The 26,614-nt window shown below is 38.2% G+C and carries 30 protein-coding genes; 27 read left to right on the top strand and 3 right to left on the bottom strand.

Annotated features, from left to right (window positions below; translation table 11 throughout):
• Window positions 1-9: 9 nt before the first annotated feature.
• Window positions 10-531 carry a CcdC protein domain-containing protein gene (locus KY305_RS14635; protein WP_223063158.1) on the bottom strand — a complete coding sequence of 174 codons (522 nt, stop codon included), beginning with the start codon at window positions 529-531 and terminating at the stop codon, window positions 10-12.
• Window positions 532-724: 193 nt separating this feature from the next.
• On the opposite strand from KY305_RS14635, the gene KY305_RS14630 reads away from it, so the two are divergent.
• The 6 genes from KY305_RS14630 (at window position 725) to csaA (ending at window position 4,804) form a co-directional block, all read left to right on the top strand.
• Window positions 725-1,663, top strand: coding sequence for a helix-turn-helix transcriptional regulator (locus KY305_RS14630; protein ID WP_223063157.1), 939 nt, complete (start codon window positions 725-727; stop codon window positions 1,661-1,663).
• A 60-nt stretch (window positions 1,664-1,723) separates the two neighbouring features.
• The gene (locus tag KY305_RS14625) at window positions 1,724-2,197 is read left to right on the top strand and encodes a GyrI-like domain-containing protein (protein WP_223063156.1); all 474 of its coding nucleotides are present in this window, start codon (window positions 1,724-1,726) and stop codon (window positions 2,195-2,197) included.
• Between the two features lie 71 nt (window positions 2,198-2,268).
• A complete protein-coding gene (locus tag KY305_RS14620; RefSeq protein WP_223063155.1) occupies window positions 2,269-2,988 on the top strand; it encodes an MBL fold metallo-hydrolase in 720 nt (239 codons plus the stop codon).
• Window positions 2,989-3,549 carry a TetR/AcrR family transcriptional regulator gene (locus tag KY305_RS14615; protein ID WP_223063154.1) on the top strand — a complete coding sequence of 187 codons (561 nt, stop codon included), beginning with the start codon at window positions 2,989-2,991 and terminating at the stop codon, window positions 3,547-3,549.
• 136 nt (window positions 3,550-3,685) lie between these two features.
• Window positions 3,686-4,402 (top strand): AraC family transcriptional regulator, encoded by a 717-nt coding sequence (locus tag KY305_RS14610; RefSeq protein WP_223063153.1) that lies wholly within the window; start codon window positions 3,686-3,688, stop codon window positions 4,400-4,402.
• Window positions 4,403-4,471: 69 nt separating this feature from the next.
• Window positions 4,472-4,804, top strand: coding sequence for a chaperone CsaA (csaA, locus tag KY305_RS14605; protein WP_223063152.1), 333 nt, complete (start codon window positions 4,472-4,474; stop codon window positions 4,802-4,804).
• 529 nt (window positions 4,805-5,333) lie between these two features.
• Here the strand turns inward: csaA and KY305_RS14600 are convergent.
• Window positions 5,334-6,047 (bottom strand): helix-turn-helix domain-containing protein, encoded by a 714-nt coding sequence (locus KY305_RS14600; RefSeq protein WP_223063151.1) that lies wholly within the window; start codon window positions 6,045-6,047, stop codon window positions 5,334-5,336.
• 210 nt (window positions 6,048-6,257) lie between these two features.
• Between KY305_RS14600 and KY305_RS20090 the strand changes: the two genes are divergently transcribed.
• The 3 genes from KY305_RS20090 to KY305_RS14585 all read left to right on the top strand — a co-directional run bounded on the left by KY305_RS20090 (window position 6,258) and on the right by KY305_RS14585 (window position 8,409).
• Window positions 6,258-7,097, top strand: a complete 840-nt coding sequence (locus KY305_RS20090) for a phage antirepressor KilAC domain-containing protein (RefSeq protein WP_262417784.1) — start codon at window positions 6,258-6,260, stop codon at window positions 7,095-7,097.
• A 167-nt stretch (window positions 7,098-7,264) separates the two neighbouring features.
• Window positions 7,265-8,200, top strand: a complete 936-nt coding sequence (locus tag KY305_RS14590; RefSeq protein ID WP_262417783.1) for an AimR family lysis-lysogeny pheromone receptor — start codon at window positions 7,265-7,267, stop codon at window positions 8,198-8,200.
• Between the two features lie 74 nt (window positions 8,201-8,274).
• Complete coding sequence (locus KY305_RS14585; RefSeq protein ID WP_021495004.1) at window positions 8,275-8,409, top strand: lysogeny pheromone AimP family peptide; 135 nt, start codon at window positions 8,275-8,277, stop codon at window positions 8,407-8,409.
• Window positions 8,410-8,830: 421 nt separating this feature from the next.
• On the opposite strand, the gene KY305_RS14580 is transcribed toward KY305_RS14585, so the two are convergent.
• Window positions 8,831-9,004, bottom strand: coding sequence for a hypothetical protein (locus tag KY305_RS14580; RefSeq protein ID WP_223063150.1), 174 nt, complete (start codon window positions 9,002-9,004; stop codon window positions 8,831-8,833).
• Window positions 9,005-11,975: 2,971 nt separating this feature from the next.
• Here KY305_RS14580 and KY305_RS14575 point away from each other — a divergent pair.
• The 18 genes from KY305_RS14575 (at window position 11,976) to KY305_RS14490 (ending at window position 26,612) form a co-directional block, all read left to right on the top strand.
• A complete protein-coding gene (locus KY305_RS14575; RefSeq protein WP_223063149.1) occupies window positions 11,976-12,512 on the top strand; it encodes a hypothetical protein in 537 nt (178 codons plus the stop codon).
• A 355-nt stretch (window positions 12,513-12,867) separates the two neighbouring features.
• Entirely contained in the window at window positions 12,868-13,122 is a 255-nt protein-coding gene (locus KY305_RS14570) for a hypothetical protein (RefSeq protein ID WP_223063148.1), read from the top strand.
• 61 nt (window positions 13,123-13,183) lie between these two features.
• Entirely contained in the window at window positions 13,184-13,342 is a 159-nt protein-coding gene (locus tag KY305_RS14565) for a hypothetical protein (RefSeq protein WP_223063270.1), read from the top strand.
• Between the two features lie 410 nt (window positions 13,343-13,752).
• Window positions 13,753-14,367 carry a hypothetical protein gene (locus KY305_RS14560; RefSeq protein WP_223063147.1) on the top strand — a complete coding sequence of 205 codons (615 nt, stop codon included), beginning with the start codon at window positions 13,753-13,755 and terminating at the stop codon, window positions 14,365-14,367.
• A gap of 257 nt (window positions 14,368-14,624) precedes the next feature.
• Window positions 14,625-15,110 (top strand): phage terminase small subunit P27 family, encoded by a 486-nt coding sequence (locus tag KY305_RS14555; RefSeq protein ID WP_223063146.1) that lies wholly within the window; start codon window positions 14,625-14,627, stop codon window positions 15,108-15,110.
• The gene (locus tag KY305_RS14550) at window positions 15,107-16,813 is read left to right on the top strand and encodes a terminase large subunit (RefSeq protein ID WP_223063145.1); all 1,707 of its coding nucleotides are present in this window, start codon (window positions 15,107-15,109) and stop codon (window positions 16,811-16,813) included. Before KY305_RS14555 ends, KY305_RS14550 begins: the two co-directional genes overlap by 4 nt.
• Before the next feature lie 11 nt (window positions 16,814-16,824).
• Window positions 16,825-17,028 (top strand): hypothetical protein, encoded by a 204-nt coding sequence (locus tag KY305_RS14545; protein WP_223063144.1) that lies wholly within the window; start codon window positions 16,825-16,827, stop codon window positions 17,026-17,028.
• Between the two features lie 4 nt (window positions 17,029-17,032).
• On the top strand, window positions 17,033-18,277 hold the full coding sequence (locus KY305_RS14540; protein WP_223063143.1) for a phage portal protein: 1,245 nt from the start codon (window positions 17,033-17,035) through the stop codon (window positions 18,275-18,277).
• Complete coding sequence (locus KY305_RS14535; protein ID WP_047477069.1) at window positions 18,270-18,866, top strand: HK97 family phage prohead protease; 597 nt, start codon at window positions 18,270-18,272, stop codon at window positions 18,864-18,866. The genes KY305_RS14540 and KY305_RS14535 overlap by 8 nt, the downstream gene beginning before the upstream one ends.
• 36 nt (window positions 18,867-18,902) lie before the next feature.
• Window positions 18,903-20,090: a phage major capsid protein gene (locus KY305_RS14530; RefSeq protein WP_223063142.1), complete on the top strand. Its 1,188-nt coding sequence runs from the start codon at window positions 18,903-18,905 to the stop codon at window positions 20,088-20,090.
• Between the two features lie 61 nt (window positions 20,091-20,151).
• Complete coding sequence (locus KY305_RS14525; protein ID WP_047477070.1) at window positions 20,152-20,448, top strand: head-tail connector protein; 297 nt, start codon at window positions 20,152-20,154, stop codon at window positions 20,446-20,448.
• A complete protein-coding gene (locus KY305_RS14520) occupies window positions 20,435-20,758 on the top strand; it encodes a phage head closure protein (RefSeq protein ID WP_223063141.1) in 324 nt (107 codons plus the stop codon). The genes KY305_RS14525 and KY305_RS14520 overlap by 14 nt, the downstream gene beginning before the upstream one ends.
• Window positions 20,758-21,141, top strand: a complete 384-nt coding sequence (locus KY305_RS14515) for an HK97-gp10 family putative phage morphogenesis protein (protein ID WP_223063140.1) — start codon at window positions 20,758-20,760, stop codon at window positions 21,139-21,141. Before KY305_RS14520 ends, KY305_RS14515 begins: the two co-directional genes overlap by 1 nt.
• Window positions 21,138-21,527 carry a tail completion protein gp17 gene (gene gp17 / locus KY305_RS14510; protein ID WP_223063139.1) on the top strand — a complete coding sequence of 130 codons (390 nt, stop codon included), beginning with the start codon at window positions 21,138-21,140 and terminating at the stop codon, window positions 21,525-21,527. The genes KY305_RS14515 and gp17 overlap by 4 nt, the downstream gene beginning before the upstream one ends.
• Before the next feature lie 26 nt (window positions 21,528-21,553).
• Window positions 21,554-22,138: a major tail protein gene (locus tag KY305_RS14505; protein ID WP_223063138.1), complete on the top strand. Its 585-nt coding sequence runs from the start codon at window positions 21,554-21,556 to the stop codon at window positions 22,136-22,138.
• 87 nt (window positions 22,139-22,225) lie between these two features.
• On the top strand, window positions 22,226-22,576 hold the full coding sequence (gene gpG, locus KY305_RS14500) for a phage tail assembly chaperone G (RefSeq protein WP_081301831.1): 351 nt from the start codon (window positions 22,226-22,228) through the stop codon (window positions 22,574-22,576).
• A gap of 11 nt (window positions 22,577-22,587) precedes the next feature.
• Window positions 22,588-22,776: a hypothetical protein gene (locus KY305_RS14495; RefSeq protein ID WP_060675111.1), complete on the top strand. Its 189-nt coding sequence runs from the start codon at window positions 22,588-22,590 to the stop codon at window positions 22,774-22,776.
• Window positions 22,777-22,838: 62 nt separating this feature from the next.
• Complete coding sequence (locus tag KY305_RS14490) at window positions 22,839-26,612, top strand: phage tail tape measure protein (protein WP_223063137.1); 3,774 nt, start codon at window positions 22,839-22,841, stop codon at window positions 26,610-26,612.
• The last annotated feature ends 2 nt before the right edge of the window (window positions 26,613-26,614 follow it).

Here is a 26,614-nt window from a genome sequence, read left to right as displayed (position 1 = left end):
GCGGGGATGTCAGCCGTATTGACTTTTATTCGATTCGTCTCTGCTTGTTTTTAATACATAAAAGGAGAATCCGCTATAATAAACAGCAATGAAACAAAAGATGCTGATTGTAAGCGGATCGGCTCCGACCGTCTGGCTGTATGCTTCCGGACGGGTGAAATCCGATGTGACACGATAGATTTCAACAACCCGATATACAAATCTCGATAGAAATAAAGTTAATAGAATAAGTTCAATCCATAGATGAGTGCGAAAATACATTTTTCCGCGCCGCTCCTCAAAAGAAATATTTCGCTTGGCGAAAAGAACCAAAAGCCAGCCGCTGAACGTACCGAGTAGGAGATGGCCGTACAGAAACGGATGCTTCATGCTGAAAAAAGCCAGGGCAGCAGCAAGCAAAGAAAAAAGAATCATTCTCGTATAAAGCCAGCGGGGTTTCAATGGCTGAAATCCGACGGACCGTTTCACCTTTTTATACAGAAAAAAGGCAATCATTAAGACAGGGCAGATGCTTTGAAGTGTGATATGCATGGTGTGAATCCCCCTCCGTTGAGTAGTGTATGCTTATCCGTCTGTTTTTAGTAGTCTGATTTATTCGCAGGCTGTACTGCTGCAGCCAGCTAACACCCGTCTTATCACCATATGCTTTTTCATTTTTTTTGCATAATAGATGCGCCCGTGTATCTAAAGAAACGTAAAATTGAAACATTCAGAAGGTGCTTATATGAAACTGGAACGTTTGTTAGCTATCGTTGTGCTATTAATCAGCAAAAAACAAGTTCAGGCTCCAGAATTAGCCGAGATGTTCGAAGTTTCCGTGAGAACGATTTACCGCGATATAGACGCCATAAGCAGAGCGGGGATTCCCATCATCACGTCTCAGGGCTTTGGAGGCGGCATTCAAATGGCGGAAATGTACCGATTGGAACGGGAGTGGCTGAAGGAAGAGGAGCTTGCCGTCATTGCTTCTGCTCTCAAAAGCGTTTCTTCTGTATATGAGCCGGACGCTTCCAGCACGGCTATCCAAAAAATCCAGCAGCTTGTGCCTGTACAAAACGAAGCGGAATTTAAACGCAAAACGGAAAAATGGTTTTTTGATATGACGCCATGGGGGCATACGAATGATCAAAAAAAGCTGCATAAGCTTATCAGCAGTGCAATTGACCAAACGTTAACCGTTACATTTATTTATACGAATGCAAAAGGTGAAACAATGGAAAGACAGGCTGAGCCGTATACATTGGTCTGTAAAACCGGACGATGGTATTTGTACGCGTATTGCTTAGCAAAACAGGATTTTCGCTTTTTTAAGCTGAGCCGAATGAAAACATTGACCGTACAGACGATAACGTTTGAACGAAAAGACATTCAGCTGGATACCCTGCCATGGGATGCTGAGTGGTATCGTAAGGATAAGGCAGCCTGTCTGGAGCTTCTTGTTCATCCAGGGGCACGGCAGCGGCTCGGTGAATGGTTCGGGTATGATGTTTTTCATTTTGACAAAGAGGGAAACTGCCGTGCCGTTATTTCACTTCCTGAAAATCAGTGGCTGATCGGTTTTTTACTCCAATTTGGAAAAGAGATTGAAATTCTTTCTCCCCTCCATATTCGCGAACAGGTAAAAGAGACAATTCAAGAGATGAAAAAAAGATATGAAACCTGACACTATGCTGTCAGGTTTCTTTTTGTATCATAAAGCTATATTGTTGAAGGAGGATATGAAATGAGCTTTTCACACTTTGTACACCTTGAGAAAAAACGGTTTATCGGGATTTCAGAAAGAACAAGCAATAAGCTGGAAATGACCGAGGAAAGAAAAATCCCTGCGTTATGGGATGAATTTTGGAAACGGGATGCACCCATCATGCTGGCCGGCGGTCAATCAGATGTGATCTCATTATACAGTGATTACGAACAAGAGACTCACGGACAGTATACGTTCTCAATCGGAACTTTTACAGATGGAATCAGCACATTGCCGAAATATAAAGAGAGAATTTTACCTGCATCATCTTATGCCGTATTTACTTCCAGATCCGGTCCGATTGAGGAAGTCGTTATTGAAACGTGGCAGGAGATTTGGTCGTGGGAAAAACGGGATTTGCGCACATACTCTGGCGATTTTGAGCAATACGGCTTAGAAGCCGCACAGCCGCTTCAGGCGCAAATTCAAATATTTATCGCGGTTCAATCATAATTGTCTTGAAAAACTAATGGCATTAGTTATAATAAAACTAACACTATTAGTTTTTGGGGAGGACAATCATAATGAGAATCATACAGCATCAATCCGTTTGGCAGCTGACCTTTTTTCCATCCCTTTTTCCGGTGAATAGCTATCTTGTGGAGGAAGATGAAGGAGTAACTCTGATCGACGCCGGTCTGCCGAACAGTCATAGAGGCATAAAAAAAGTATTGTGTGAGATTGGAAAACCGCTGAAACGCATTTTACTTACCCACGCGCACGGTGATCATGTCGGGTCTCTTGACTCATTATCATCCGATTTTCCCGATGCAGCTGTTTACATTTCTGAACGGGATTCTTTCTTATTAAAAGGCGACGATTCTTTGTTTGAACATGAAGTGCAAACACCGATAAAGGGAGGCGTGCCGAAAAATATCCAAACCGAGCCTGATCACCTGCTGAAGGGCGGAGAGCAAATAGGTTCTCTTCTCATTATCCCTGCACCTGGCCATACGCCGGGAAGCCTGGCTTTTATGGATACAAGGAACAACATTCTTATCGCTGGAGACGCATTTCAAATAAGGGGCGGGCTCGCTGTATCAGGAAAGCTTAAGTGGCGGTTCCCGTTTCCCGCTTTTGCGACATGGAATAAGGAAGCAGCCGTAAAAACTGCAAGGACGCTCATTGACCTCAAACCAAGCTGTCTGGCAGCAGGTCACGGGGATTTTCTGCATAACCCGGCTGATTTGATGGCTAAGGCCGCAGATGAGGCGGAGCGCAGCCTGGCAGGAGGTAAATCATAGATGTCGCCTAGAGTCGGTATGAGCCTTACTATGATCATAAAAGCCGCTGCAGACATCGCCAATCAAAAGGGGCTGAATGAGGTGACTCTTGCAACCGTTTCAAAAACATTAAACGTAAAATCGCCATCTCTTTATAATCATGTTAACGGTCTTCGAGGGATTAAAACAGAGCTAGCCGTGAGAGGTTTAACCATGTTATATGAAGAGATGTCGGCTTCTGTAAAGGGGTTAAACGGTGAAAGAGCCTTGCTGTCCCTTGCCGATGCCTATATCGGTTTTGCAGAAGCGAATCCCGGGTTATATGAAGCGTCCCTTCAAAAAATAGAAGACAGCAGACTTGAGAAGCTGTCCGGCTTGATCGTCCGGCTGGTCGTCGGTCAGCTGACGTCAAACGGTTACGCCGAGTCGGGGACGGCAATCCATGCAGCAAGGGGATTAAGAAGTCTTTTGCACGGGTTTGCGGTGTTGAGGAAACAGACTGCATTTGAACTTTCTGAGTCAATTAGGGACAGCCGGCTTTTTGCAACCCGTACGTTTTTAAATGGACTGAAAATTAATTAACAATAAATACATTATGTAAACTAAACTGTTACCAACTAAATGTGAATATTTTATATATTAGTAAAAAAAGATTTAGGTTCACCAATTTCAAAACACTATAACCGAATCAAACGGATGAAACGGGAAGAGGGTGCAAATGGATCAATTACAAACCATTATTTGCGAACGGCGCACATATTCACACCTTTATCATTCTCATGCTCATACATATTGTCAATTTCTTTTTCCGCTTGAAGGTGATCTTGACCTTGAGACAGAAGAGCGGGAGGTTAAGTTAAAACCTGATCAGCTGCTGTATATTCCGCCTGAATGCGAACACCGGTTTCGTTCGATCGGAAGAAATGAATGCCTCGTTCTAGATATTCCGGCACATCTCATCAAAACAGAGGGACGAACACTTGAAACAGGTATTACCGCTGATCTTGATCCTTTTTGGACATCCATTCGGTATTTGCTGACAGAAGAAGCGAAGCAGCAATCGGCTCATTCGCTGAACCTGCTTGTTCAATATATCGCTGAAAAAATGCGGAGCCAAACGTATGATTCGATCGCTTATATTCACCGCAATCTATCAAAACCTCTGTCGGTTAAGGAGCTTGCCGCGATTGAGCATTACCATCCTGCCTATTATGCGGGCTGGTTCAAAAGACAGACGGGAAAAACCCCGCAAACGTATATTGCCGAGCTGAGACTGAAGAAGGCGGAACAATTCCTTACTGATACAAAAGACCCGCTGACAGACATAAGTCAAGAAGTCGGTTTTCAAAACCTGTCTTCCTTTACGAGATGGTTTGTAAAAAACAAGGGAATGACACCGCGCGCGTATAGAAATACCTTTTATACGGATAAATAAACCTGAAGATCGGTTAAACGAAGAGTGTCTTTTTTCTGTATCATGATAGAAAAAAAGGAGTTTTTCGATATGGCAGTCATTGAAGATTTTATCAAACTTGATCTCAGAATAGGAACCATCGTAAAAGCGGAGACATTTCCGGAAGCGAAAGTGCCGGCTATTAAGATGACAATAGATTTTGGCGAAGGAATCGGCATGAAGCAATCCAGCGCCCAAATTACGAAACGGTATGAGCCGAGTAATTTGACCGGCAAACAAGTCACCGCTATCGTTAATTTCCCGCCGCGGCGCATAGCCGGATTTAAGTCAGAAGTCCTTGTCCTCGGCGGCATCCCGGAAAGAGGAGACGTCGTGCTGCTGGCACCTGAACAAACTGTGCCGAACGGAACAAAAATCGGATAATAAAAAAGACGTTTGCCGAAGCAAACGTCTTTTGCGTATTGAGGCGATACACCACACGCCACATTCGTGTGCGCCGCAGAGGGCATGTGCATCGGCTTACACAATTCAGCTCATCGCTATATGAATATAGCATGCCGGGGGAAGTATTGCAAGAGATTTTTTAATATATGTTATATCTGGATTTGTTTTGCCGATCCCCGATCTTTCGTGTAAGGTTTTGTTTGAAATTTTATGATCTTGAATAAAGCAGTTCGACAGATGCAAGAGGGAATTTGAGCAAACTGTGACCCGAAGTGTGACCTGGGTGTGACCCCAAACTCACTGTTAAGAGCTGTTAAAAACGTTGTTATAGCAATCAAAACGTACTGAAAATAAAGTGAATGCAAGGTGTAAGTGTGACCTGAGGTGCAACCTGAAGTGTGACTTTAATGCAGCTAAAAATGGATAGTACAGAAGCAGTTTAAGACGTACAAATTGTACGTCTTTTCTTTTTTATCCACAAAAAAATGCCCTGCATAGGACATCATTTTTAGTCTAGACTTTTAATTGGTTTAATTATTTTAGGTTTACCAAATGCAGTTTTTTCTTTGTTAATACGATTTGTTTCCTCAATGACTGTATTTAAAACTTTTAGCATTCCCTGTTCATCTAATCTTGGTAAATCACTGTTGAACAATTTTGATGTAAAATTGAATAGTTGTTTATTGAGTATCATTTCACTGGTAAGTTTATTTAATCCACTAACAATTTCAAATCCCTTACCTGATGGTTCATAAATAATATTTTCGAGTACTTCTGCAACTTCACCCACATATTCATTAGACTTTTCTTTGATTAAATCAAATCCATTGTTAGAAATTCTACTCCTATTACTGCTTACAACATCATTATCTAAATATTTAAGCTCTCTTTCAATGTAGCTTGGATCGTTGTAAAGTTGTTTTTGTCTTTCTTCTTGAGCTTCAGCTTCAGCCTCTGCAAGCTCCCATTTTTCAGGAGACCAATACCCGAAATGATCAAGGTAATCTTCAATTCGCTCTTCTTCAATTCCTAACTTTTGAAAAATCTTATACAAAGTATCGTAATCAGGTTTTTTATTCCTGTTGTTTTCAATTTGGCTAATGTATGCGTCTGATTTGCCAACTTCTTTTGATAATTCAATAGAATTAATTTTTTTTCTTTTTCTCCATGCTTTTATAAAATCACCAATTGTGCCATCAAAATTAAGAACATATCTATTCATTGTTGCTCACCTCATAACTATAATATCATATCATATATTGTTGTGTAAATAATGCGTATATATACAGATATCATTAATTATCTACATATATATCATAACTATAATATATTATAATATACAAATTTGACTTTCATGATATCTCATGATATTATTAAGTTATCCTCGAAAGAAACGAGGATGACAAAAACAAATTAAAAGGGGAAATGCTATTTGACAATTTACAACGCCGACAATTTCACGGGGATTACGGGAGATCATGAGTCATTACTAGGTTCAATGTTTGTAGAAAAAGAGGATAAGCAGCTTGAAATCATTGACCAAAGAGAATTACTTGGACACCAGTTTAAAATTTACGGAACATTTGAAGAGCCATTATTCTTGGCCAAAGATGTTGCTGAGTGGATTGATTATGATGTATCTAGTCTTAACAAAATGATTAGACATGTAGATGAAGATGAGAAGGTTCGGAAGAATGTTCCGACCCTTGGAGGAAATCAAGAATCATGGCTTCTAACCGAAGATGGACTTTATGAAGTCTTAATGCAATCCCGTAAGCCAATTGCCAAGGAATTTAAGAAGGAAGTAAAGAAGATCCTGAAAACAATCCGTAAGACTGGTGGATATGTTGCCAATGCTGACATGATGGTTAATACATATTTTAGTGAACTAGATGACTATCAAAAAACAACCATTAGAGGGCTATTTGTAAATGTGAATAAACTGCAAAATAAAGCAGAGTCCCTAGAACAACAAGTCATTGAAGACAGACCTAAAGTCGAAAAATATCATCAATTCTTAGACGCTGATGGCTGTATGGATATGGGAACACTCGCTAAGAATCTGAACTGTGGAATGGGGAAGATCAAGCTCTTCAGATTCCTGAGAGAGCACAAAGTGTTAATGCAAGGAAATGTACCGTATCAGAGATATGTAAACAGTGGCTACTTCAAAGTAATCACCAAGACTACTCCAGTAGGTAATAAATCAGTTACCCTTGTCACAGCTAAAGGTGCAGACTTCATTGCCGATCTAATTCGTAAGTCAGCATAATACATAACCAGTAAAAAATACCTATTATTCAATCGGAGGATGCATTATAATGAGATCGTGTGTTCTTGTTTCAGAACCGAAAGAGATCGAATATTCAGATTCAGGCTAGTGGCTTTTGCCACTGTCTGTTGCTCTGAATTAGTGACACACCACAGGGGGTTATTCGGATGATAGCAAAAGAGAGAGAAGCTAAGAAATCAAAAGTAGATGCAAAGGTACGTCTTGAAATGTCAGATATTAATGAACAGTATGAACAAACTGACGCATTAATTGATCAATTAATCAACAGTAGCTGTTCGATTGAACGTGAATGGGCAGCAATGTATCAGATCAAACGTAAGCAAGACAGAGGCGAAATAAACGCACATCAGGCGCTTAAAGCAATTGGGAAGCTTGATCCCAAGTCTCAAGAAATGCGTGTATTCACTTACATAATCCCGTTGTATTACTACCTTAGAATGGCTGAATACTCAAATCTTGCAGAAATGTCGACAATTGTTGATCTTGATTTTATTGAAAACAATGAACAGATTAAAAGCTCCTTTTATAACCGTCTGATGGCTTTGTTGGGCGCTTCAGCATTCAGTCAGAATAAAATGACTCAAGCCCGTTTTTATTGCTCATACGGCATTAATGTGACGAATATTGATAGGCTTGTCGCTTATAGCTATCTAACTTTGGGGAATACTTATTTGCTTGATGATTATGAAAAAGCAAAAGAATATTACCTGGCCGGTTTAAAACATACTGAGAATAACCCCTTGGCAAAATTACAGCTAACTAGAAGCCTTTGTTTCTTGGAAAACCATTGGAATCAAGAGAACTTTTGGTTAAACCCTGATTCAAATGAAGTAACAGATATCCAAGAAATTGCACATTATCACATCAAGAAAAACAACTTGCAACAGGCTAAAGAAATATTGGAAAACTTAGAGCAGCAACCGAATATTCATAATGACTTTGGCATTCATTTTTATCTAAAGGGACTAGCTTATGAAGATAAGAGATTCTTTTATGAGTCTATAAAACACTTTAAGCTGTCCGGTGATTTATTCAGTGTTCGCTTACCTTTGGATCAATTAAGGGAAATGGGGGGAGGATGAGCAGATTTTAGATTTGCTTGCCCTCTAAATGCGACGACGTCGTCGCATATCACTTGAAAGGAGGTGAAAACTATATGAAAAAAGTATTTATCGGTCTTACTATCGTAGCTTCATTGGCTGTTGGTTTCGTTGCAGGTCAACAAACTACAATTCACAGCGCATCAGGGGAAGAAACATTCCATGTAGCAGGTTTTGGACGTGGTGCGTAAGCATTACATATCCATTTGAAGGGGTGAGCGATTCGTTCACCCCTTTATAATACATATTTAAGGATAAAAATTAGAGGAGAGAATGATGAATCATCTACTTAAAGTCATGTTAATAACAGTCTCAGTTCTGCCTGTCTTTATAGTAGCAGACACTTTTTTGATTAATATATGTCATGCTGCTTACTATCATCCTTTATTAATCGTAGGATTGATTTTAACTGGTTATCTGTCTTATAAGTGGTGGGCAAATGATAAGGAGAGTGTAAATGTATAGGGACAGACCTATCGTATCAGGTGAGGACGCAAAACGGTTTCTGAGGAACGTTAGACGTGTTAACGAGAAGATTGCACGTAGACGCAAGATAAGGGAGATTAATCGAATGAGAAGGACAGGGAGTTAAAGTCCCCGTCCTCTTTTTATTTATTTGTTCTTGTTGTCAATTATGGCTTTGAATACTGATGTTCCACATATCCAGCATACATAATCACCTGTTTTGCTGCCATTGTGATACTCAACTTCCCATGCGTGATCACAAGGTTGGTCACCTTTCTTTTTCCAAGTTTCACGTAATTTAAAACCTTCGTACATTTCCATTTACAATACCTCACTTCATTTTGTTTTTAGAGACATTTGAATGTGTCTCTCTTTATTCATTTGTAGCAGGCTTAACATTGCAACAAATCACTTTTTTGAAAAAATCTTTATTCGGATTAATGACTGCTGTGAAAACAAAAGCAATAAACGGTTTCTGAAACCATTGGTATTACTGGCTTTTTAGGGTGTCTCTCGTAGAAGAAAAGAGGTAAATAATTTAATAAATAAAATAAGATGATTTGAGTGAATGATGCAGTCAAAACTGTGATGAAAATTAACACTTATTGCAAATAAAGCAATAAATCATAAAAAAAAGTCAACTGTCCCAAGGGTTTGAGGGGTGTGTCCCTTAAAGGGGAAGAGGGGTAATAATTAAATAAAAAAGATAGATCATCTGATCGTCTGTGAAGGGTTTGGGATGGTGCAGACAAAAAACGATGAAGACAGCGCAGCTGGGTTAATCGTTTGTCAGCATCCCAAGGTCTTCACTTATCTCCGTAAATGAGATGTTAAAGTACCTCATCTACACATGGATAATAGAACAAACCTCTTAAACTTTAAAAATAAGTCAGTCATATCAACGGTTTCAGAGCCTAAGTCTTAAGGAGAACCAGAAAAATAATTTATAAACAGTTATAGATATACGTCCGTAAAGAAGAGCGCTTTACGTCCGGTTTGTCCAGCAAGCTGTCCTGCACGATGGATAATGTTTTTAATTTACTTGATATTAATGTCAATGATATCTATATAGCTCCAGAATTGTTTCTGCGGGGTTTTATCTAATTAGATACCTAATACACCCGAAACATATTTAAGACTCTCAGAAGCGATGATATGGTGTCTGAATGGGGTGATGCGTGTCACTGAGTTCTTCGACAGTCTAAATGTAAAACCATACGAAATGGGGATACACTTAATAAGTATTACACTATTAATATATATTTAATAATAAATAAAATAATAAATATATACTCTTATTGTGTATATCCCCAAATGATATGGTTTTACATTTTAGGAAAATAGAAAGTGGTCTGAAGCCACGTATATCAAGGGATGTAGCGTTTCTGTCGAATTTTATAGTTGTGAAAAGGTGGTTTGAACCATTGGTACACGTGGCTTCACAAGGGTTTATGAGATAAATGCCATAAGGGAAGAGAAAAAGTAGCGAAATAGAAAAACGCTGAAATTGTTGACTGGTAAGGGTTTTGAAGCCTGATATTTATTTTTTAGTTATGGTAGAGGGAATCTTGGCGAGAAAGACTTTACCATTTAGAAAAACGCTGAAGCCCTTGGTACATAAGGGTTTGAAGGACATTTATAAATTTTCTAGTTATGGTACATAGGAAAACAGGACGTCTTAGAGTGGATAACGACCAATAGAAAGTGACTTGAGTCTTACTCCTATAAGGGCTACAGCGTTTCTTGGCAAAAAAGTTCCGTTAAAAAAGTATCTCTAGCCCTTGGTACATCTGACTTCATGGCTATTTATGAGATAATCGCCATAAGGGGATGAAGAAGAGAAATTCCGCTTGAGTTTGTACTCTTATTTATTCCAATGCTCTTGTTTCTCTTGTGCCACAAGCGTTTGGAGCATTAATCCTTTAAAAAAGATAATCGCCTTAAAGGAGAGTGCAAATATGCAGGTGTAGGGTGGGGGTATGTAAAAAAGCGATAAAATAGAAAGTACCTTAAGACTATGACATTACTGAGTTTTTGAGTCTATAGTTACTTCTGTGAAGAAGCAAGTGGCTGTTCATTCTTACTCTCGTAAGGGGTTGATACCCCCTGGAGGTATGAAAATACGTAATCGCCATAAGGGAAATAGATTCTGTTAGCATTTAGAAAGTGTCATGAACCCTACTCTCCCAACAGGTGTAGCCGATTTACCGGAAAAAGAAGAGCTGCAAAAGAGCCGTGAACTGTTGTCACATATAGGCTCGTGGGTGATTTCGAGATAATTGTCATAAGGGAATGAAGAAGAATAGTAACGAAATTTACAATAAATGGATTTAATGGGAATAGAAAAATCGAAAGGAGACAAATAGAAACTGCCTTCGTCCTTAATCCACCAAGGGGTACAGCGATTTTGCCGAAAAAATATTGCTGGAAAAAGCGCCTTGAGCCCTTGCCCCGTAAGGGCTGAAGGGGGTTCGGGAGATAATCGCCATAAGGGAGAGAAATGAGTGTAACGGTAATAAAAGTTCCTTGAACCCAGTCGTATCAATGGATTCGGCGATTTCATCGGAAGAAGTTTAACGAAAAAAACGCCTTGAACCCTTGATATGACTGGTCTGAAAGCCCCTTTATAGTTAATCGTCATAAGGGAACATAGTCTGCTACCGCCTTTAGAAACCCGTCAATCCCTTGCCTGGTAAGCGATACAGCAGTTTTGCCGAAAAAAGTTTAGTGAAAAAGGTGGCTTGAAGCCTTGCTGTGACTGGGATCAACCGTGTTTCAGAGATAAATGCCATAAGGGAAAGCTTAAGGGAGGTCGAAAGCTTAATTTACACATGAAGAGTTATTATGACCTCCAGTTCAAATAAATTTCTCCTTTTATTCTCCAGCGTATTGGTCAATAGATCGGTACGCTATCTCCCTTAAGCTTTTCAATTGGGTAGTTGCAGACCGCCAAAGGTGTTCAGGTGCACATGAGCATTGGAGGAAAGGAACGTTTCAGTGGGAAGGGAAACCTTTAAACAGTCTTAATCCCACTCGTTTATTCTAAATTTAAGCATACTTACGCCATTTTTAATTTTGATTATAACTTAAGAAGATCAAATCAACAATTCTAATCTGCATTGACTCATTAATTTTTAATGGGTGAATGGAAATTGGAACTATGAGCATGTCGTGATGACACCTCTCCAATTGAATTTTAGTTGAGATGATGCGAGAGATTAAGCCCGCCTTTATAGGTTGAAGGGCTTTTTCTGCTTGTACACAAAATTAAAATTATTGGAGGAAAACAAATTTGATTAAAGTTTCAGAGAAGGTTGATTTAAGAAATTTAAAGGTTGTACCAGGACATACGAAATATTTCTGTGATATCGAAGAAGGTAAAGTGTATAGCACCGTAACGAATAAATGGTTAAACCCACAACCAAACGATATTGGATATGTAATGACAGGACTTAAATCCGATGATGGGAAAAGAAAACCTTATTACATGCACGAAATTGTAATGATGGCTGCATGTGAAGTCACTAAAGACTTCTGGCGAGAAAAGAATCTTGAAATTGACCATATTGATATGAATAAAGCGAACAATTCATTTGCGAATCTTAAATTTACTACACGGGCGTTGCAATATGATAAGCGTGTTAAAGAGAAGATGAGTCAGAGAAAATTGCTTACTGAAGATGAAGTACAAGAAATCCGAAAAGCATTTACATATTGGGAAGATGCGAAATTAGCTTTCTGCAAGCAAATGGCTAGTGTTTATGGATGTGCGTTTCAGACGGTTCAATCAATCATCAATAATAAAACTCACAAGGTGGAGGCTGAGTAGACTATGAATAGGCTAATTGCTGAATCTCTTGCTTGTCTTACTATGGCAGTCTTGTGTTTTATCTGTGGTTTCTTATTAGAAGGAATAAGGCTTGGAATGTTCTGTGCCTTTCTTTCATTAATCTCTTCTATAGGTTATTGGCGAGGAGTACGTGATGGTGAGAAAAAAGAACGGCATAAGCAACGTATTAAATGGAAGTCGATTCGCGAGCGACTATAAATATCTAAACAAGGACAGAAAACAACATACATAACAGTAGTGGTTAATCAGCCTGATTGGTGTTCGATCCCAATCTATTCCCTTTAAAAGTCCATCCTGTTACAATTTAAGCAATAACAGTAATAGGGGGATAATTATGAAAAGTTTCAGTAAAATGGTTATTAATAATGGGAATGTAGTTAATGGTGAAGGTTATTATGAGAGGTACGATGATGAATTAATTATTAAAGCTGATTCAGGCAATATAGAACAAACATTTGACTCTTTGCTTGAACAGAGGGTAATTATCACTAGTATTAAGTTTGAAGACACAAATGGGGCATCAGGTGCTTTTAATGGCCCTTACCTTATACGATGTATTAGAGATAACGAAATCACTTTACAAAAATAAATTCTTAGCAAACTAGAAGATGCCATTTGGTATCTTCTTTTTTATTTTAGGGGGAGATTGAATGGATAATGAAAAGCCTGATTTTAAAATTGATGGACGCATACCTTTTCCAGCTTCAATGCTTGGTAAAACCTATAAGGAAACAGTTAAGAATGTGACAGCAATGTTAAATGCTAATAAACAACAATATGCATATGAAGTTTTTGGCATGGAGATTTAATGCCTCTTAAACGCTGTAATGCTCCTGGCTGCCGATCTCTGATTGATTGGTCATTGTCTTATTGTGACAAGCATAAAGGACATTCAGACAAGGAATACAATAAGAATGTACGATACAACAAGGATAATACAGAGCTGTATTCCTATTATCAGAGCAAGGAATGGAGATTACTCAGGGAAGAAAAGAAACGTGAATCAAACTATAGATGTGCTATGTGTGCAGCTGAAGGTAAAAGGAATTTAAGTGAGAGATTAGTTGTTCACCATAAGCATAGAGAGTTAAGGGATATACTACATAACTATGAAGCTAGGGTTGATTTGAATAACCTAGAGGTATTATGTCAGACACATCATAATCAGATTACATTCGGAACCAAATAGGTTATAATTGGCAACAAAGGAGATATGGTTATGACTGAAATTAGAGGAATTAGATTTCATTTTTTTATTAGTGGACAGCTACAAACATTTAGAGAATATGCGGAGTATGTTGAGAGTAATTTAAGAAGAGAGCTTTATAAGTATGAACAGACGTTTAAAGAACTTAGTGATATAGAAATGGAAGAATTTGTAGATTGGCATTATGATGAAATATCACAATACCGTGATGACTTTCCTTCTATTATGAGAAACTCTTTATTCATCAGCGTTTATTCTTTTTTAGAAGAAAAGGTTATCGATCTGTGTGATCAGCCTGATGAGACTAGCATCAAATTAGATGACCTACAGGGGAATGGTATTAAAAGAGCATCTTTGTTTATAAAGAAAGTGAAGAAGGATGACTTTCCTGATGACACAAAGGAATGGCACTTTATTCTGAATGCCAATCAAATAAGAAATTGTATAGTCCATTGTGGAGGTGATATAGATAAAGCTAAAAACCCAAAAAGAGTAAGGAATGCTGTAAATGAATTAGAAAATGTAATAGAAGGAAGACATAATAAAATATTATTGAATGAAGATTTTTGTATTGAATTTATTGATGTAGCAGAAAAATTTTTACGTGATCTTTATAAAATGAGTTAGGGGCAAATAATATTAAGTCCCCCCGACTTATAACGGGGTAGTATTGAGTAAATTTGTACATCGGATGCCCCTCAACTTTACGATTTTTGTTGATATCAAAATTTGAATTTTTGCTTTTTGAGCTAAAATGAGCACAAATATTATCCGCATGCAAAAGTTGTCAATCCATTATTACACTTGGATTTATCGGCAGCTTATTTTTTATGGAATCAACTCTTTAATTAACTAAAGCATTATGGATGAAAGGTGGTGGCTTAATGGCACCAAGAAAGAAATTGGAGAAAGCGCTAAAAGGACAAATCACAAACGAGGAAAGAGCAGAACGAAAAGATCAAGAAGAAAGTCTATATGAATTTGAACCGTTGCATGCAAAGCCACCACACTGGCTGTCTACAATGGGTAAGAATGAATGGAATAGACTATATCCGCATTTGAAAACATTGCCTATAAGTGAGTTAGATAGACCACTATTCACTATATTTTGTAATTACATAGCGCAATTCCGAGAAGCAGCAAAAGATGTCGCACAGAATGGTCAGATTATGTTTGAGTTGAACAGTCAAGGTAACGAAGTGAAGAAAAAGAACCCATCTGTAGAAATCATGAACAGTATGTCTAAGGAAATACGTGGTATTGCTGGACAGTTAGGATTATCCCTAGATTCAAGGATGAGATTAATGGGTTATAAAGATGGTGATGATTCTAAGAAAAAGGATGCATTTGCCGAGCTGGTGGATGAATGATTGATTATGCAACACTTTATGCTAAACAGGTTACAGATGGAGAAATAATTGCATGCAAAAAGGTTAGACAAGCATGTGAAAGACATTTAAATGATCTTCAAAGGTCTAAAAGTGATGAGTTTCCTTATGAATATACACCACAGAAGACAGAAAAGGTTATTAAATTTCTAGAAATGCTCCCTGATGTATCAACAGGTAAGCCAACAAAGCTTGCGCTATTTCAGAAATTTATTGTTGGTTCTCTGTATGGATGGCGAGATAAAGAAACTGGTTATAGAAGGTTCACTAAAGCGTACATAAGTATGGCTAGAAAAGGCGGTAAATCTATTCTTGTCGCTGGTATTGCGCTCTATGAATTGTTATTTGGTGAAGCTCCTAAGTTTGACAGACAGATTTATGCCACAGCTAACTCAAGAGAGCAAGCCGGTACAGTATTTGAAAAGATGATTAAAGCTCAATTGAATAAGATTAGAGAGCATTCACCATCTATAAGAAAAATAACCAAAGTTAAGAATAATGAAATCCTTCACACAAGCTCTAATAGTTTAATCAAAGCATTATCTAGAGATACAAAGAACCACGATTCATTAAACGTTTTAATTGGAATTCTAGATGAGTATCATACAGCTTCAAACACTCAAATGATGGAGGTCTTGGAATCTTCACAGGGACAGCAGGATCAAGGGTTGATTATTATCATATCAACAGCTGGATTTCAGTTAAATGGCCCAATGTATTCAATAGAGTATCCGTATGTTACAGATATTCTTAGTGGGAGAAAGGAAAACGACAATTACTTTGCCATTGTTTATGAAATGGACGATGAAGAAGAAGTAAGTGACGAAAGCTTATGGATTAAGAGCAATCCATTACTTGGAGTGGACTCAATAAGTAGGAAGTTCTATAAGTATTTACGGAGAAAATTAAAAGAAGCTCAAGATAAGAATGACATCAATCCTACTTTAGTAAAGAACTTTAACATTTGGAAATCTGCATCATCTGAGAGTCTAATCAATGGGGAGGACTGGAAAAGGTGTGCTGTTGAAGAACCTCCAGATATAAGGGGGAAAGAGGTTTATGTTGGGATTGATATGTCAAGAGTTGATGACTTAACAGCTGTTAGTTGGATTTACCCTTTAAATGATAAAGAAGAAAGGTATTTCATAGACAGTCATTCATTTGTGGGAACAAAATATGGGTTGGATAATAAAATTCAACGAGACAAAATTGATTATCGTAAATTAGCAGAAGAAGGTTTCTGTACGATTACTGATAAGAAGTCAGGGACAATCAATCAGAAACAGATCATTGAATATATTCAGAATCATGTTAACGAAAATGATCTAATTGTTAAGGCAATTCTGTTTGATCCCCATAACATCCAACTTTTATTGAATGAGTTAGAAGACTTTACACAGATTGAGGTAGGACAAAAAGCAACTCAACTTTCTAGACCAACAAAGAACTTTCAATACTTGGTATATGACAAGAAAATGCTTCATGCGAATAACCCATTATTAACGATTGCTGTAAATAACGCTTTAACGGTTCATATCAACGATTTAATCAGGATTGACAAGGATAAAAATAGAGAAAAGATTGACCCAATAGCTGCTGCTATTACGGCGCATTATGAAGCAATGCATCACTACACGGACAATGTAGATCAAGATTACTATGCAAATTACAATTTTTCATTATAAAGGAGGAAGACATGAAGCTTGAAAAAATTACAGGAGCATTGAAGAGTGTGTTAATGATGATTTTGAGTCACTTACACACTCTTTTATTTTTGGCTGGGTTAGTATTCTTAAATGTCACAGCCTATAAATACTCTGAGCCGATCGGTTTATTGACAACCGGTGTTCTTTTGGTTGTGGTTGCAATTCTAATCAACCCTAAAGAAGAAAGGAAGTGATTAATTGGCATTCTTTAGATCAATGAATACAGGAGGGGTATCAAATGCTGTAAGTGCAAATGAACAAGCTTTTATAGATATCATTATGGGTGCAGATGGTGAAACATACACCACAATCAATGCAATCAAGAATAGCGATATTTTTACAGCAATTCATACGCTTGCTTCAGATATAGCATCCTCTCCAATTATGGTGAAGAATAACGGCATTGCTGATGAAATGGACGTCCTCTATAAATTATTGAATGAAAGACCGAATGAGTTTTATTCAGGATATTTTCTGAAGTTCATTCTCGTGGCTAATGCTTTGTTGAATGGTCAATCGTATGCAGAAATCATCAGAGATTCAGACGGTAGCCCTCTTGACCTGGTTCATTTGCGTAACAGTGAGGTATCTTATGATCAACCAAATGGAACGAATGAAATCATTTACACATATACCCCTGGTAATGGGAAACAACGGATCATTAAGAGAGAGAACATGTTACACATTAAGTTCTTTTCGTTAAATGGGATTACAGGTATTTCACCGTTGAGTAGCCTTAAAAGGGAGATAGAAGGTCAAGAAGCTGGTAAGCGACTTTATGTTGATTTCTTTAAACGTGGAGCTAATCTGAGTGGGATTTTAAATGTTAACAAAGCTAATTTAGATGAAGCTGCAAGGAAAAACATGAAGAAGAATTTTGAAAGCACGTATTCTGGTGATCAAAATCAACAAGGTATTTTGGTACTTGATGACACGATGGATTTTAAGCAGTTAGAAGTTAATACAAAGGTGCTTGAAATTGTCAATAATTATAATCATGGAACAAAACAAATTGCTAAAGCGTTTGGATTGCCCCCTCATAAACTTGGAATTGAACAAACCAACACTTCGATTGAACAAGCTAACCTTGATTACTTAACCAACACCCTTTCAAATTACTTTACTGCAATTTCTGCTGAGTTGAACTATAAGCTTTTACTTTACCCTCTGTATAACCAATATACATTTGAATTTGATACAAGAAGATTTAGGGAAACAGATGCAAAAACAAAGCGAGAAAACACTATTGCCTTACTTCAGAACGGCATATTCTCCCTCAATGATGCTCTGGCTGCATATGGAAAGGCGTCAATTCCAAATGGAGATAACCGTTACATGAGTTTGAACTATGTGAACATTGATTTGATGGACGAGATTCAGAAAGCAAAAGCAAAGAGTTTGCCTATACCTTCAGCATCAGAAGGAGGTGAGGGAAGTGAGTAAAACTGAAATCAGATTATTTAATGAAGACGGTCTGGAAACCCGTTCAGAAGGGGAGAAAGCCAAGGTTATTACCGGATATGCCTTGAAGTTTAACACGAAATCAAATGTGTTAGGTGATTTTGTTGAAACAATTGAGCCTGGGGCGTTAGATGGTACGGATATGAGCGACGTAAGAGCACTTGTTGACCATGTGCCTAGTCAGATCATTGGAAGAACAACATCAGGAACACTGAAATTAAACGTTGATGACGTTGGTTTACGTTTTGAAGTTACATTACCAAGTACACAATACGCCAATGATCTTTATGAAAATATTCGTTTGGGTAATATTACAAATTGTTCTTTTGGATTTCATTTAGCTCCACAAGGTGCTGTGAGACAAAAGAATCCAACAACCGGTGTAGATTTTCAACGAATTAGAAAGATATCAAAGCTAACTGACATATCGGTGGTTACATATCCAGCCTACAACGATACAGATGTGTTTGCACGCAATCTGGATGAGGCTATTAAAGAATCAAATGTAAATGAAATTGAAAAACTGAAATTCCAACTTGAATTATTAAAACTAAGAACCCAAAGCCTTTAAAGGCTTATTTTATTTGGGAAAAAGGAGCTAATACATATGTTAAAAGAAAAATTAGAAGAAACAAGATCCATGGTTGCTGCAAAGCGTGATGAAGTAAATGCGAAGATTGATGAAGCGAAAGCTAAAGCTGATGAAGGTAATCTGGACGAAGCTAAAGATATCAAAGACCAGGTTCAAGCCTTACAAAAAGAGCTCGCTGATCTTACAGCAAAGCTTGCTGATTTAGAAGAAATCGCTGGGTTAGCAAAAGAAGAGCCTGTAACAGAAGAACAAAAATCTAATGGTGGAAATGAGGAAAAACGTTCAATGAAACAATATGAAATTATTGATAACCCGATTGAAGAAATGAAACGGAGCGTAAACGATTATATCCGTTCTTATGGACACACTCGCGATGGTTTGAAAACTGAAGGTGCTGAAGCTGTAATTCCAGTTGAAGTGTTAACGACGCCACAACGCGAACCAGAAGATGTGGTGGATCTTGCAACAATGGTAAACAAGAAAACTGTAAAAACAGCTGCTGGTACATACCCGGTCATTTCAAACGCAAAAGTTGGTCTTGCTTCAACAGCCGAGCTTGAAAAGAACCCAGAACTAGGTAAACCTGAGTTCATCAAAGTGCGATACGATGTTGAGACATATCGTGGCGAACTAGCAATTTCACAAGAGGCAATTGATGATGCTGGAGTAGATTTAACATCTCTTGTAGCAGAATTCTTGCAGCAAACAAAACGAATTACTACAAATAGAGCAGTAGCTAATGTCTTAAAAACCTTCTCTAAGAAGACAGTTGCAGATACTGATGGGATTAAACAAATTCTTAATGTTGATTTAAAACAAGCTTATAAGCGAAATATTGTTATGACATCTTCAGCTTTTCAATATTTAGATACATTGAAAGACAAAAACGGTCAATATATTCTGCAACCGAATATTACTTCTCCTTCTGGAAGTGTTCTATTCAGCAATTCATTTACTGTTGTGGATGATGACTTATTGGGCGCTAAGGCTGGTGACATGGTAATGTTTATCGGTGATTTGAAAGCCTCTGTATTCTTTGCCGATCGTGTCAATGTTACAGCTAAATGGGTTGAGAACTCAATTTATGGACAAGTCCTTTCAGTAGCTACTCGTTTTGATGTAAAACAGGCAGATGCTAAGGCTGGATACTATGTAACTATCAAACCAGCACCACCGGTAACAGAAGGCACAACAGGTGCTTAATTGTAATTGATTAGAGAGTCGTTTATCGGCTCTCTTTTCTTATTTAAAAAGGAGTGATGCAATGACACTTGAAGACTTGAAGCTCTATCTCAGGGTTAACCACAATTTCCACGACAGTCAAATAATGCTCCTTCAAGCAGCTGCAGAAAGTTATGTAAAAGACGCTGTAACCCTTTCTAAAAATCGTGAATCCTACTTTATTGACAACCCTAAATTTGATTTAGCAACTTACATGTTAATTGGTCATTGGTATGAAAATGGTAGTGCAACAGCAGAGAAGCAGCTAAATGAAGTTCCATTTGGTGTTATTAATCTCATTCAACAAATGAGAGGAGCGTATGTTGATGGACTTCAGTAGGCTTGATACACCCATTTCATTTATCAAAAGCAAGAATGGTAAAGACAAGAACGGTGAGAACGCAGAAGTGAAAGAAACTCTTTTCTGGTGTTTCGCTGAAATTAAGGATCAGAAACTGCGGGATAAGGTTGCCACTCTTGGAACAGTCCTTGAGGACACCATTACTTTTATTGTGCGCTATGATCAGCCAATGAAAATAACAAATGACATGAAGGTTCTATATGATGAAGAACTCTATGAGATCAAAGACGTGTTACCAAACTCACGGAAAAAGGACATGAGAGACATAGTTGTTAAGAAGGTGAGTTAATGGCAGAAGACTTACAAGGATATGAAGATACGCAAAGGGCTTTAGATAAGATGGCTAGGAAATCCACTAAGGCGGGGAAGATTGCTCTTGCTGAAGGGGGGAAGATTCTGGCCAAGGGGCTTGAAAAGAACACACCGCCAGGTAGAGAAAGCAAACATAAAACACATATGAAAGACGATGTTGTTTACTCAAAGCCAAAGGAAGACGGTGAGTTATTTGTAAGTGTGGGATACGGGAAAGAAACTGCCTCACGTATACACTTTTCAAACTTCGGAACAATTAAACAACCTCCGCAGCATTTCATGGAACGTACTGAAAACGAATATGCACAAGAAGTGTTAAATGTAATTGCTCAAATTTATTCAAGGGAGATGGGACTATGAAGCTTCCAATTCAAGAAGTTGAACAATCATTGAGTAATAATGCTGAGCTTACCTCCCTTGTACCTGATGAGCGTATCTACATGGTCTATGTACCAGAAGAGCATCAAGTTGTTGGGAATGCACCTATGATACGAATAAATGAATTAGAAAGCTATCGTAAGGACTATGCAGATGATGAAGTACAAACGATTAGTGTAGATATTCAAATTGATTTATGGACTAAGAAAATTGAGGAAGCAAGAATTATTCAATCAATTATTGATGACATAATGGCGGACAACGATTATCAGCAATATGCATCAGCGTTTGATCGTGATCCTGATATTGAGCTATATCGCTATGCAAGACGTTATAGAGCAACGAAATACATAAATCTCGAACTATAAAATTATAAGAATGGAATGATAAACATATGGCTAAAATCGGTTTAACAGATCTTCGGTATGCTGTTGTAGACAGCGAAACGGAGCAAGTAACAACAGTAACAAGAATTAGAGGGGCTCAGAGTGCAAAGCTTGATGTCTCAAACGAAAACGAAAAAATTTACGCCGATGATGGTGTATATGCCGTAATTGGCTCAGGTATTAGTGATGCAAAACTAGAGCTAGGTTTGGCAGATTTGAAACAAGAAGACAGAACGAAAATTCTAGGAATTAAAATTGTAGATGGAATTGAAGAGTATCACAAAGACACTGATCCTCCATACGTTTGCGTTACTTGGAAAGAGAAGCATCATAACAAAGGGTACATTTACTATGCTCTTTTGAAAGGGAAATTCGCAATCCCATCATCTGAAGGTAAAACAAAAGAAGACAAGGTTAGTGCACAAACAGATTCCATTGAGGGTCAATTCATGCCACGTCAAAAAGATGAGCTGGTATTCCTGATTGGTGATGATCAACACGCTGATTTTACAGTAGAGAAATTTTATAAAAAGGCTTATGGAATTACAGTTACAGATCCAACACAAGATACTACAGTCACACTGGATAAGTAAATTAATGAACGTTAGACAGCCTAATAAGCTGTCTATTTTTTATTCGAATAAAAAACAAAACTAGTAGATAAAGGTGGAATTTATAATATGGCACGTATTACATTGAAAGATTACTCACAAGCGAAAGTAAATGAAGAAGGAAAAATTATTGAGGTACCTGAGAAAACATATGTCGTTGGAGTTGTTACAGCAAGAAAGCTTCGAAGAGCTCTGGAAATCTCTTCTCAAGTTGAAGAAATGACTAATTTAGAAGCTAATGATGAAATGATCGACTATATTGTTGAGGTTTTCGAAAATCAATTTACAGCAGATGATGTTTTAGACGGTGTAGCTTCTGATGAACTCGATGAAGTCATTCAAAATGTAATGGATCAAATCACTGGTGCTGAGAAAAAAAAGAAACAACTGAAGGAGAAGGCGTTGAAAGCTCAGGGATAGAAGGCGAAGAAATGACGTATGCGGACTATGTGGGTAAGATTAACCAGCTGTACAAAGACCTGATGAAAGAGGGTTATAAATATCATGAGATAGATCAAATGGATATCAATGGATTCTTCTCTCTCATGGAGTACGAGCATAAGGAAGAAAACAAGATAGTTCCGGCATATCAAATTTTCGGTGTAAACGTGAGGCGATAACAGGGAGTCCGATTTTGGACTCTCTTTTTTGATTTTTATTCTTGAGGAAAGGAGGTAAACCAATGGCTACTGAAGGAAAACCCATAGGCAGTTTAGTTATTAATGCCACAATGAATGATGCCGGAGTAAACCGAGGTATAACGGGGCTAAAGAATAACCTTAAAACAGCTAAAACAGCAACAAACGCTATGGTTCAGGAGCTTAAGTCGGTTGGTGATGAGCTTGGCGCAAACAAGAAGCAGCTTGAAGGCTATTCAAATCAATTAAAGATCCAAGAGAGTATTGTTGAAGAATACAATAAGTCATATCAAGAGCAAGTTAAGCTTTATGGAAAAGGCTCAGAACAAGCGCAGAAATATGCACAACGTTTAAACACTCAAATACAGACTTATCAATCCTTACAGGGTTCGATTATGCGTACTGAAACAACAATTAAGCGACTTGAACAAGCCGAAGAAAAAGCAAGTAATAGCACAGAAAAACTTTCGGTTGATCTGAAAAAGACCGGCGACTCTTCGAAAGAGGCACATGGGGATGTATCCAAGTTTTCTTCATTTGTTAAAAGTGGGCTTGTAGGAGCGCTTGCTAAAGGTACGTTAGCTGTAGGTGCTTTGACAGCAGCAGTAGGTGGAATGGGCGCTAAAATGGTGCTCGATACACAGAAAACCCAAGGGGAATTTAGAGCGCAACTAGGGTTGACAGAGGTTGAAGCTAAGAAATTAACCACTACAGCAACAGCAGTATGGAGAGATGGCTTCGGAGAAAACATGGAATCTGTTAAAAATTCTATTGGACAAGTTAGGCAGAACATAAAGGGTCTTAGTGAAAATGAATTGAAACAGGTCACAAAGGATTCTATTGTATTAGCTGACACCTTTGATGCTGATGTAAACGAAGTTACGCGAGCTGGCAATAACATTATGAAGGGCTTCGGAGAATCGAGCAAAAAAGCGTTTGATTTAATGACCTATGGAGCACAAAATGGCCTGAACTTCTCAAATGAAATGTTTGACAACCTTTCTGAGTATGCACCTTTATTTTCGAAGATGGGTTTCTCAGCGCAAGAATACTTCCAATTATTAAAGAAAGGAACAGACTCTGGCGTTTATAACCTTGATTACATAAACGATGTAATGAAAGAATTCCAGATCAGGGTAAAAGATGGTTCTGATTCAACATCAGGAGCTATGGGACAACTATCAGGAAGCACTCAGAAGGTATGGAAAAGCTTTTTAAAAGGTAAGAGTACGGTTAAAGATGTTTCAAATAAAGTCCTAGGTGAATTGAAAGGTATGAAAAACCAGGTCAATGCCAATAACATTGGGGTCGCTTTGTATGGTACTAAGTGGGAAGACTTAGAATCAAAAGCGATGTATTCATTGGGTGGCATCGACGGGAAAATTGGTCAGATTGATGGCAAAACAAAAGCAGCAGGACAGGCTTTACAAGATAATTTTGGTGCTCGTTTAAAGAAGATTGGTCGAACAGGTTTGACAGCACTAATGCCTTTAGGAAATGGGTTACTGAACGTATTAGAACCTGCTATGAATGGTTTAGAATCAGGAATGAAGGGTCTCGATCCTGTATTCAAAAGTATTTCAAGTGCAGGGAACAACATTAAAAAGGTGTTCTCTGGTATCTTTGATATTTTCAATGGTGATTCTACCAAAGGTTCAGACAAGCTTATGGATTTCTTTCCCGTGTTAACGGTACAGTCCATAATTGACGGCATTAATAGCATAAAGAACTCGTTTAATGGGTTGAAAACACAGGCTCAGCCGATCATAGACAGTATGAAAAGTGGCTTTGCTGCAATGCAACCTGTCTTTTCAACAATAGGGACAATTGCATCCACTGTATTTGCCACACTTGGGCCATTAATTAAACAAGCATTAGGCGGTATCATGTCGTTTGTAGGACAGCTATCAGCACAATGGGGAACATTCTGGAAAGAAAACGGGACGGTTATTTCTCAAGCCCTTCAAAATGTTTGGAAAGTCGTTCAATTCGTAATGCCTGTTATTCTTGCAATCATACAGTCTGTTTGGGGGAATATTAAAGGCGTTATAACTGGGGCTATCTCAGTTATTCAGGGTGTTATCAAAGTGTTCTCAGGGTTATTAACGGGCGACTTCGGTAAGATGTGGGAAGGTATTAAACAAATCTTCTCAGGCGCAATTAAAATGATTTGGAATGGTATCCAATTAACATTCTTCGGTAAGATACTTGGCGGCGCTAAAGCATTAGGCGCAGGACTTAAAGGTATTTTCCCTAAAATGTGGGGTTGGATTAAAGGTGTGTTCAAGGATGGTACTTCAAGCATCGGGAAGTTCTTCATTTCTATGAAAGACAAGGCATTTAAGATTGTCAGTGATATGAAATCAGGTATCACTAAAAAGTTTTGGGATATTGTTGATGCTGCTAAAGCATTGCCTAAGAAAATGGGTGATGGAATCAAGAGTATGGGCGGTAAAGCCATGGACGGCATCAAGGCGTTTGGAAATAGAACACTCAGAGGCTTTGGGAAAATCATCAATGGTTTTACTCAAGGCGGTATTAACTGGATCCTTGGAAAGATTGGTGTCTCAGAAGACAAGCGAATACCAAAATGGGATGTTCCTCAATATGCAAATGGTACTGGAGCTCATCCAGGTGGGCTTGCAATCCTTGGTGATGGTAAAGGGTCAAATTCAGGCTCAGAAGCCTTCATAACACCTTCAGGACACATGGGTTTAAGTCCTGCTAAAGACACTCTCATGAACCTTCCAAGAGGAACAGAAGTCCTGTCAGCTAGAGAAACTAAAGCCTTCTTATCTGGTATCCCGGCATATTCAAATGGAACTAAAAAGAAAGAAGGAATTATCTCTAGGGTATGGAATGGAGCGAAAGCCGCAGCTGGCAAGGTTAAAGACATCGCTTTAGATGTATTTAGCTACATGAGTAATCCATCAAAGCTCATTAAAAAGGTTATTGAAAAGATTGGTTTGAAGATGCCTAATTTTGCAGGCTTTGCTGGAGATTTTGTCAAAGGTTCATTTAACTTTGTTAAAGACAAATCTGTTGGTTTCATTAAGAAGATGTTTGGTGAAGCCAGTAACTTTGGTGAAGGTGGTACAGCTGCAGTTAAGAAATGGGTAGCTGAAGCATTGAAAATCAAAGGATTGGGTTCACAGTTTTCAAGTGCATTGGAAACCATTGCAATGCGAGAATCAGGTGGTAATCCAAATGTCGTTAATAGATGGGATTCAAACTGGAAAGCCGGTCACCCGTCACAGGGTTTAATGCAATTCATCCCAAGTACCTTTAATGCTCATAAAGAGCCTGGATATGGAAACATTAAGAATCCTGTTCACCAAGTCCTAGCTTCCATTAATTATCTGAATAGCAGATATGGGGGCATTCTTAATCATCCTGGCTTAAAATCAATGTCCAAAGGTGGCAGGTACATTGGCTACGATAAAGGCGGTCTAATTACTCGTGACCATACGGCTGAAGTTCACAGAGGTGAGTTAATCCTTCCTTTGCGTAAATTTAGAAGGAAGCAAGCTCATAAGGTGCTTAGTCAGGCTGGGAATATGGTTGGTTATAAACCAGAAACCCAACAAGTTACAGATAAAAACGCTCTCTTACAAATGGTTGCAAAGCAGCAAGAGCAAATTGACATTCTTCAAACTCAGTCAAATCAGAACAACCAAATGATCGCATTGTTGACGCAATTAGTAGCCAAAGACCCTCAAGTTTCTCTCAACATCCATGATCTAAACAGAGCCCAAGATAAAGCTTATCAAAGAGAACGAGGACAAAAGTACATGATTAATAATTTATCATTAACATAGGG

The sequence above is a fragment of the Bacillus sp. YC2 genome, assembly GCF_019891195.1.
GTDB lineage: Bacteria > Bacillota > Bacilli > Bacillales > Bacillaceae > Bacillus.
This window is presented reverse-complemented; position numbering and strand designations above follow the sequence as displayed.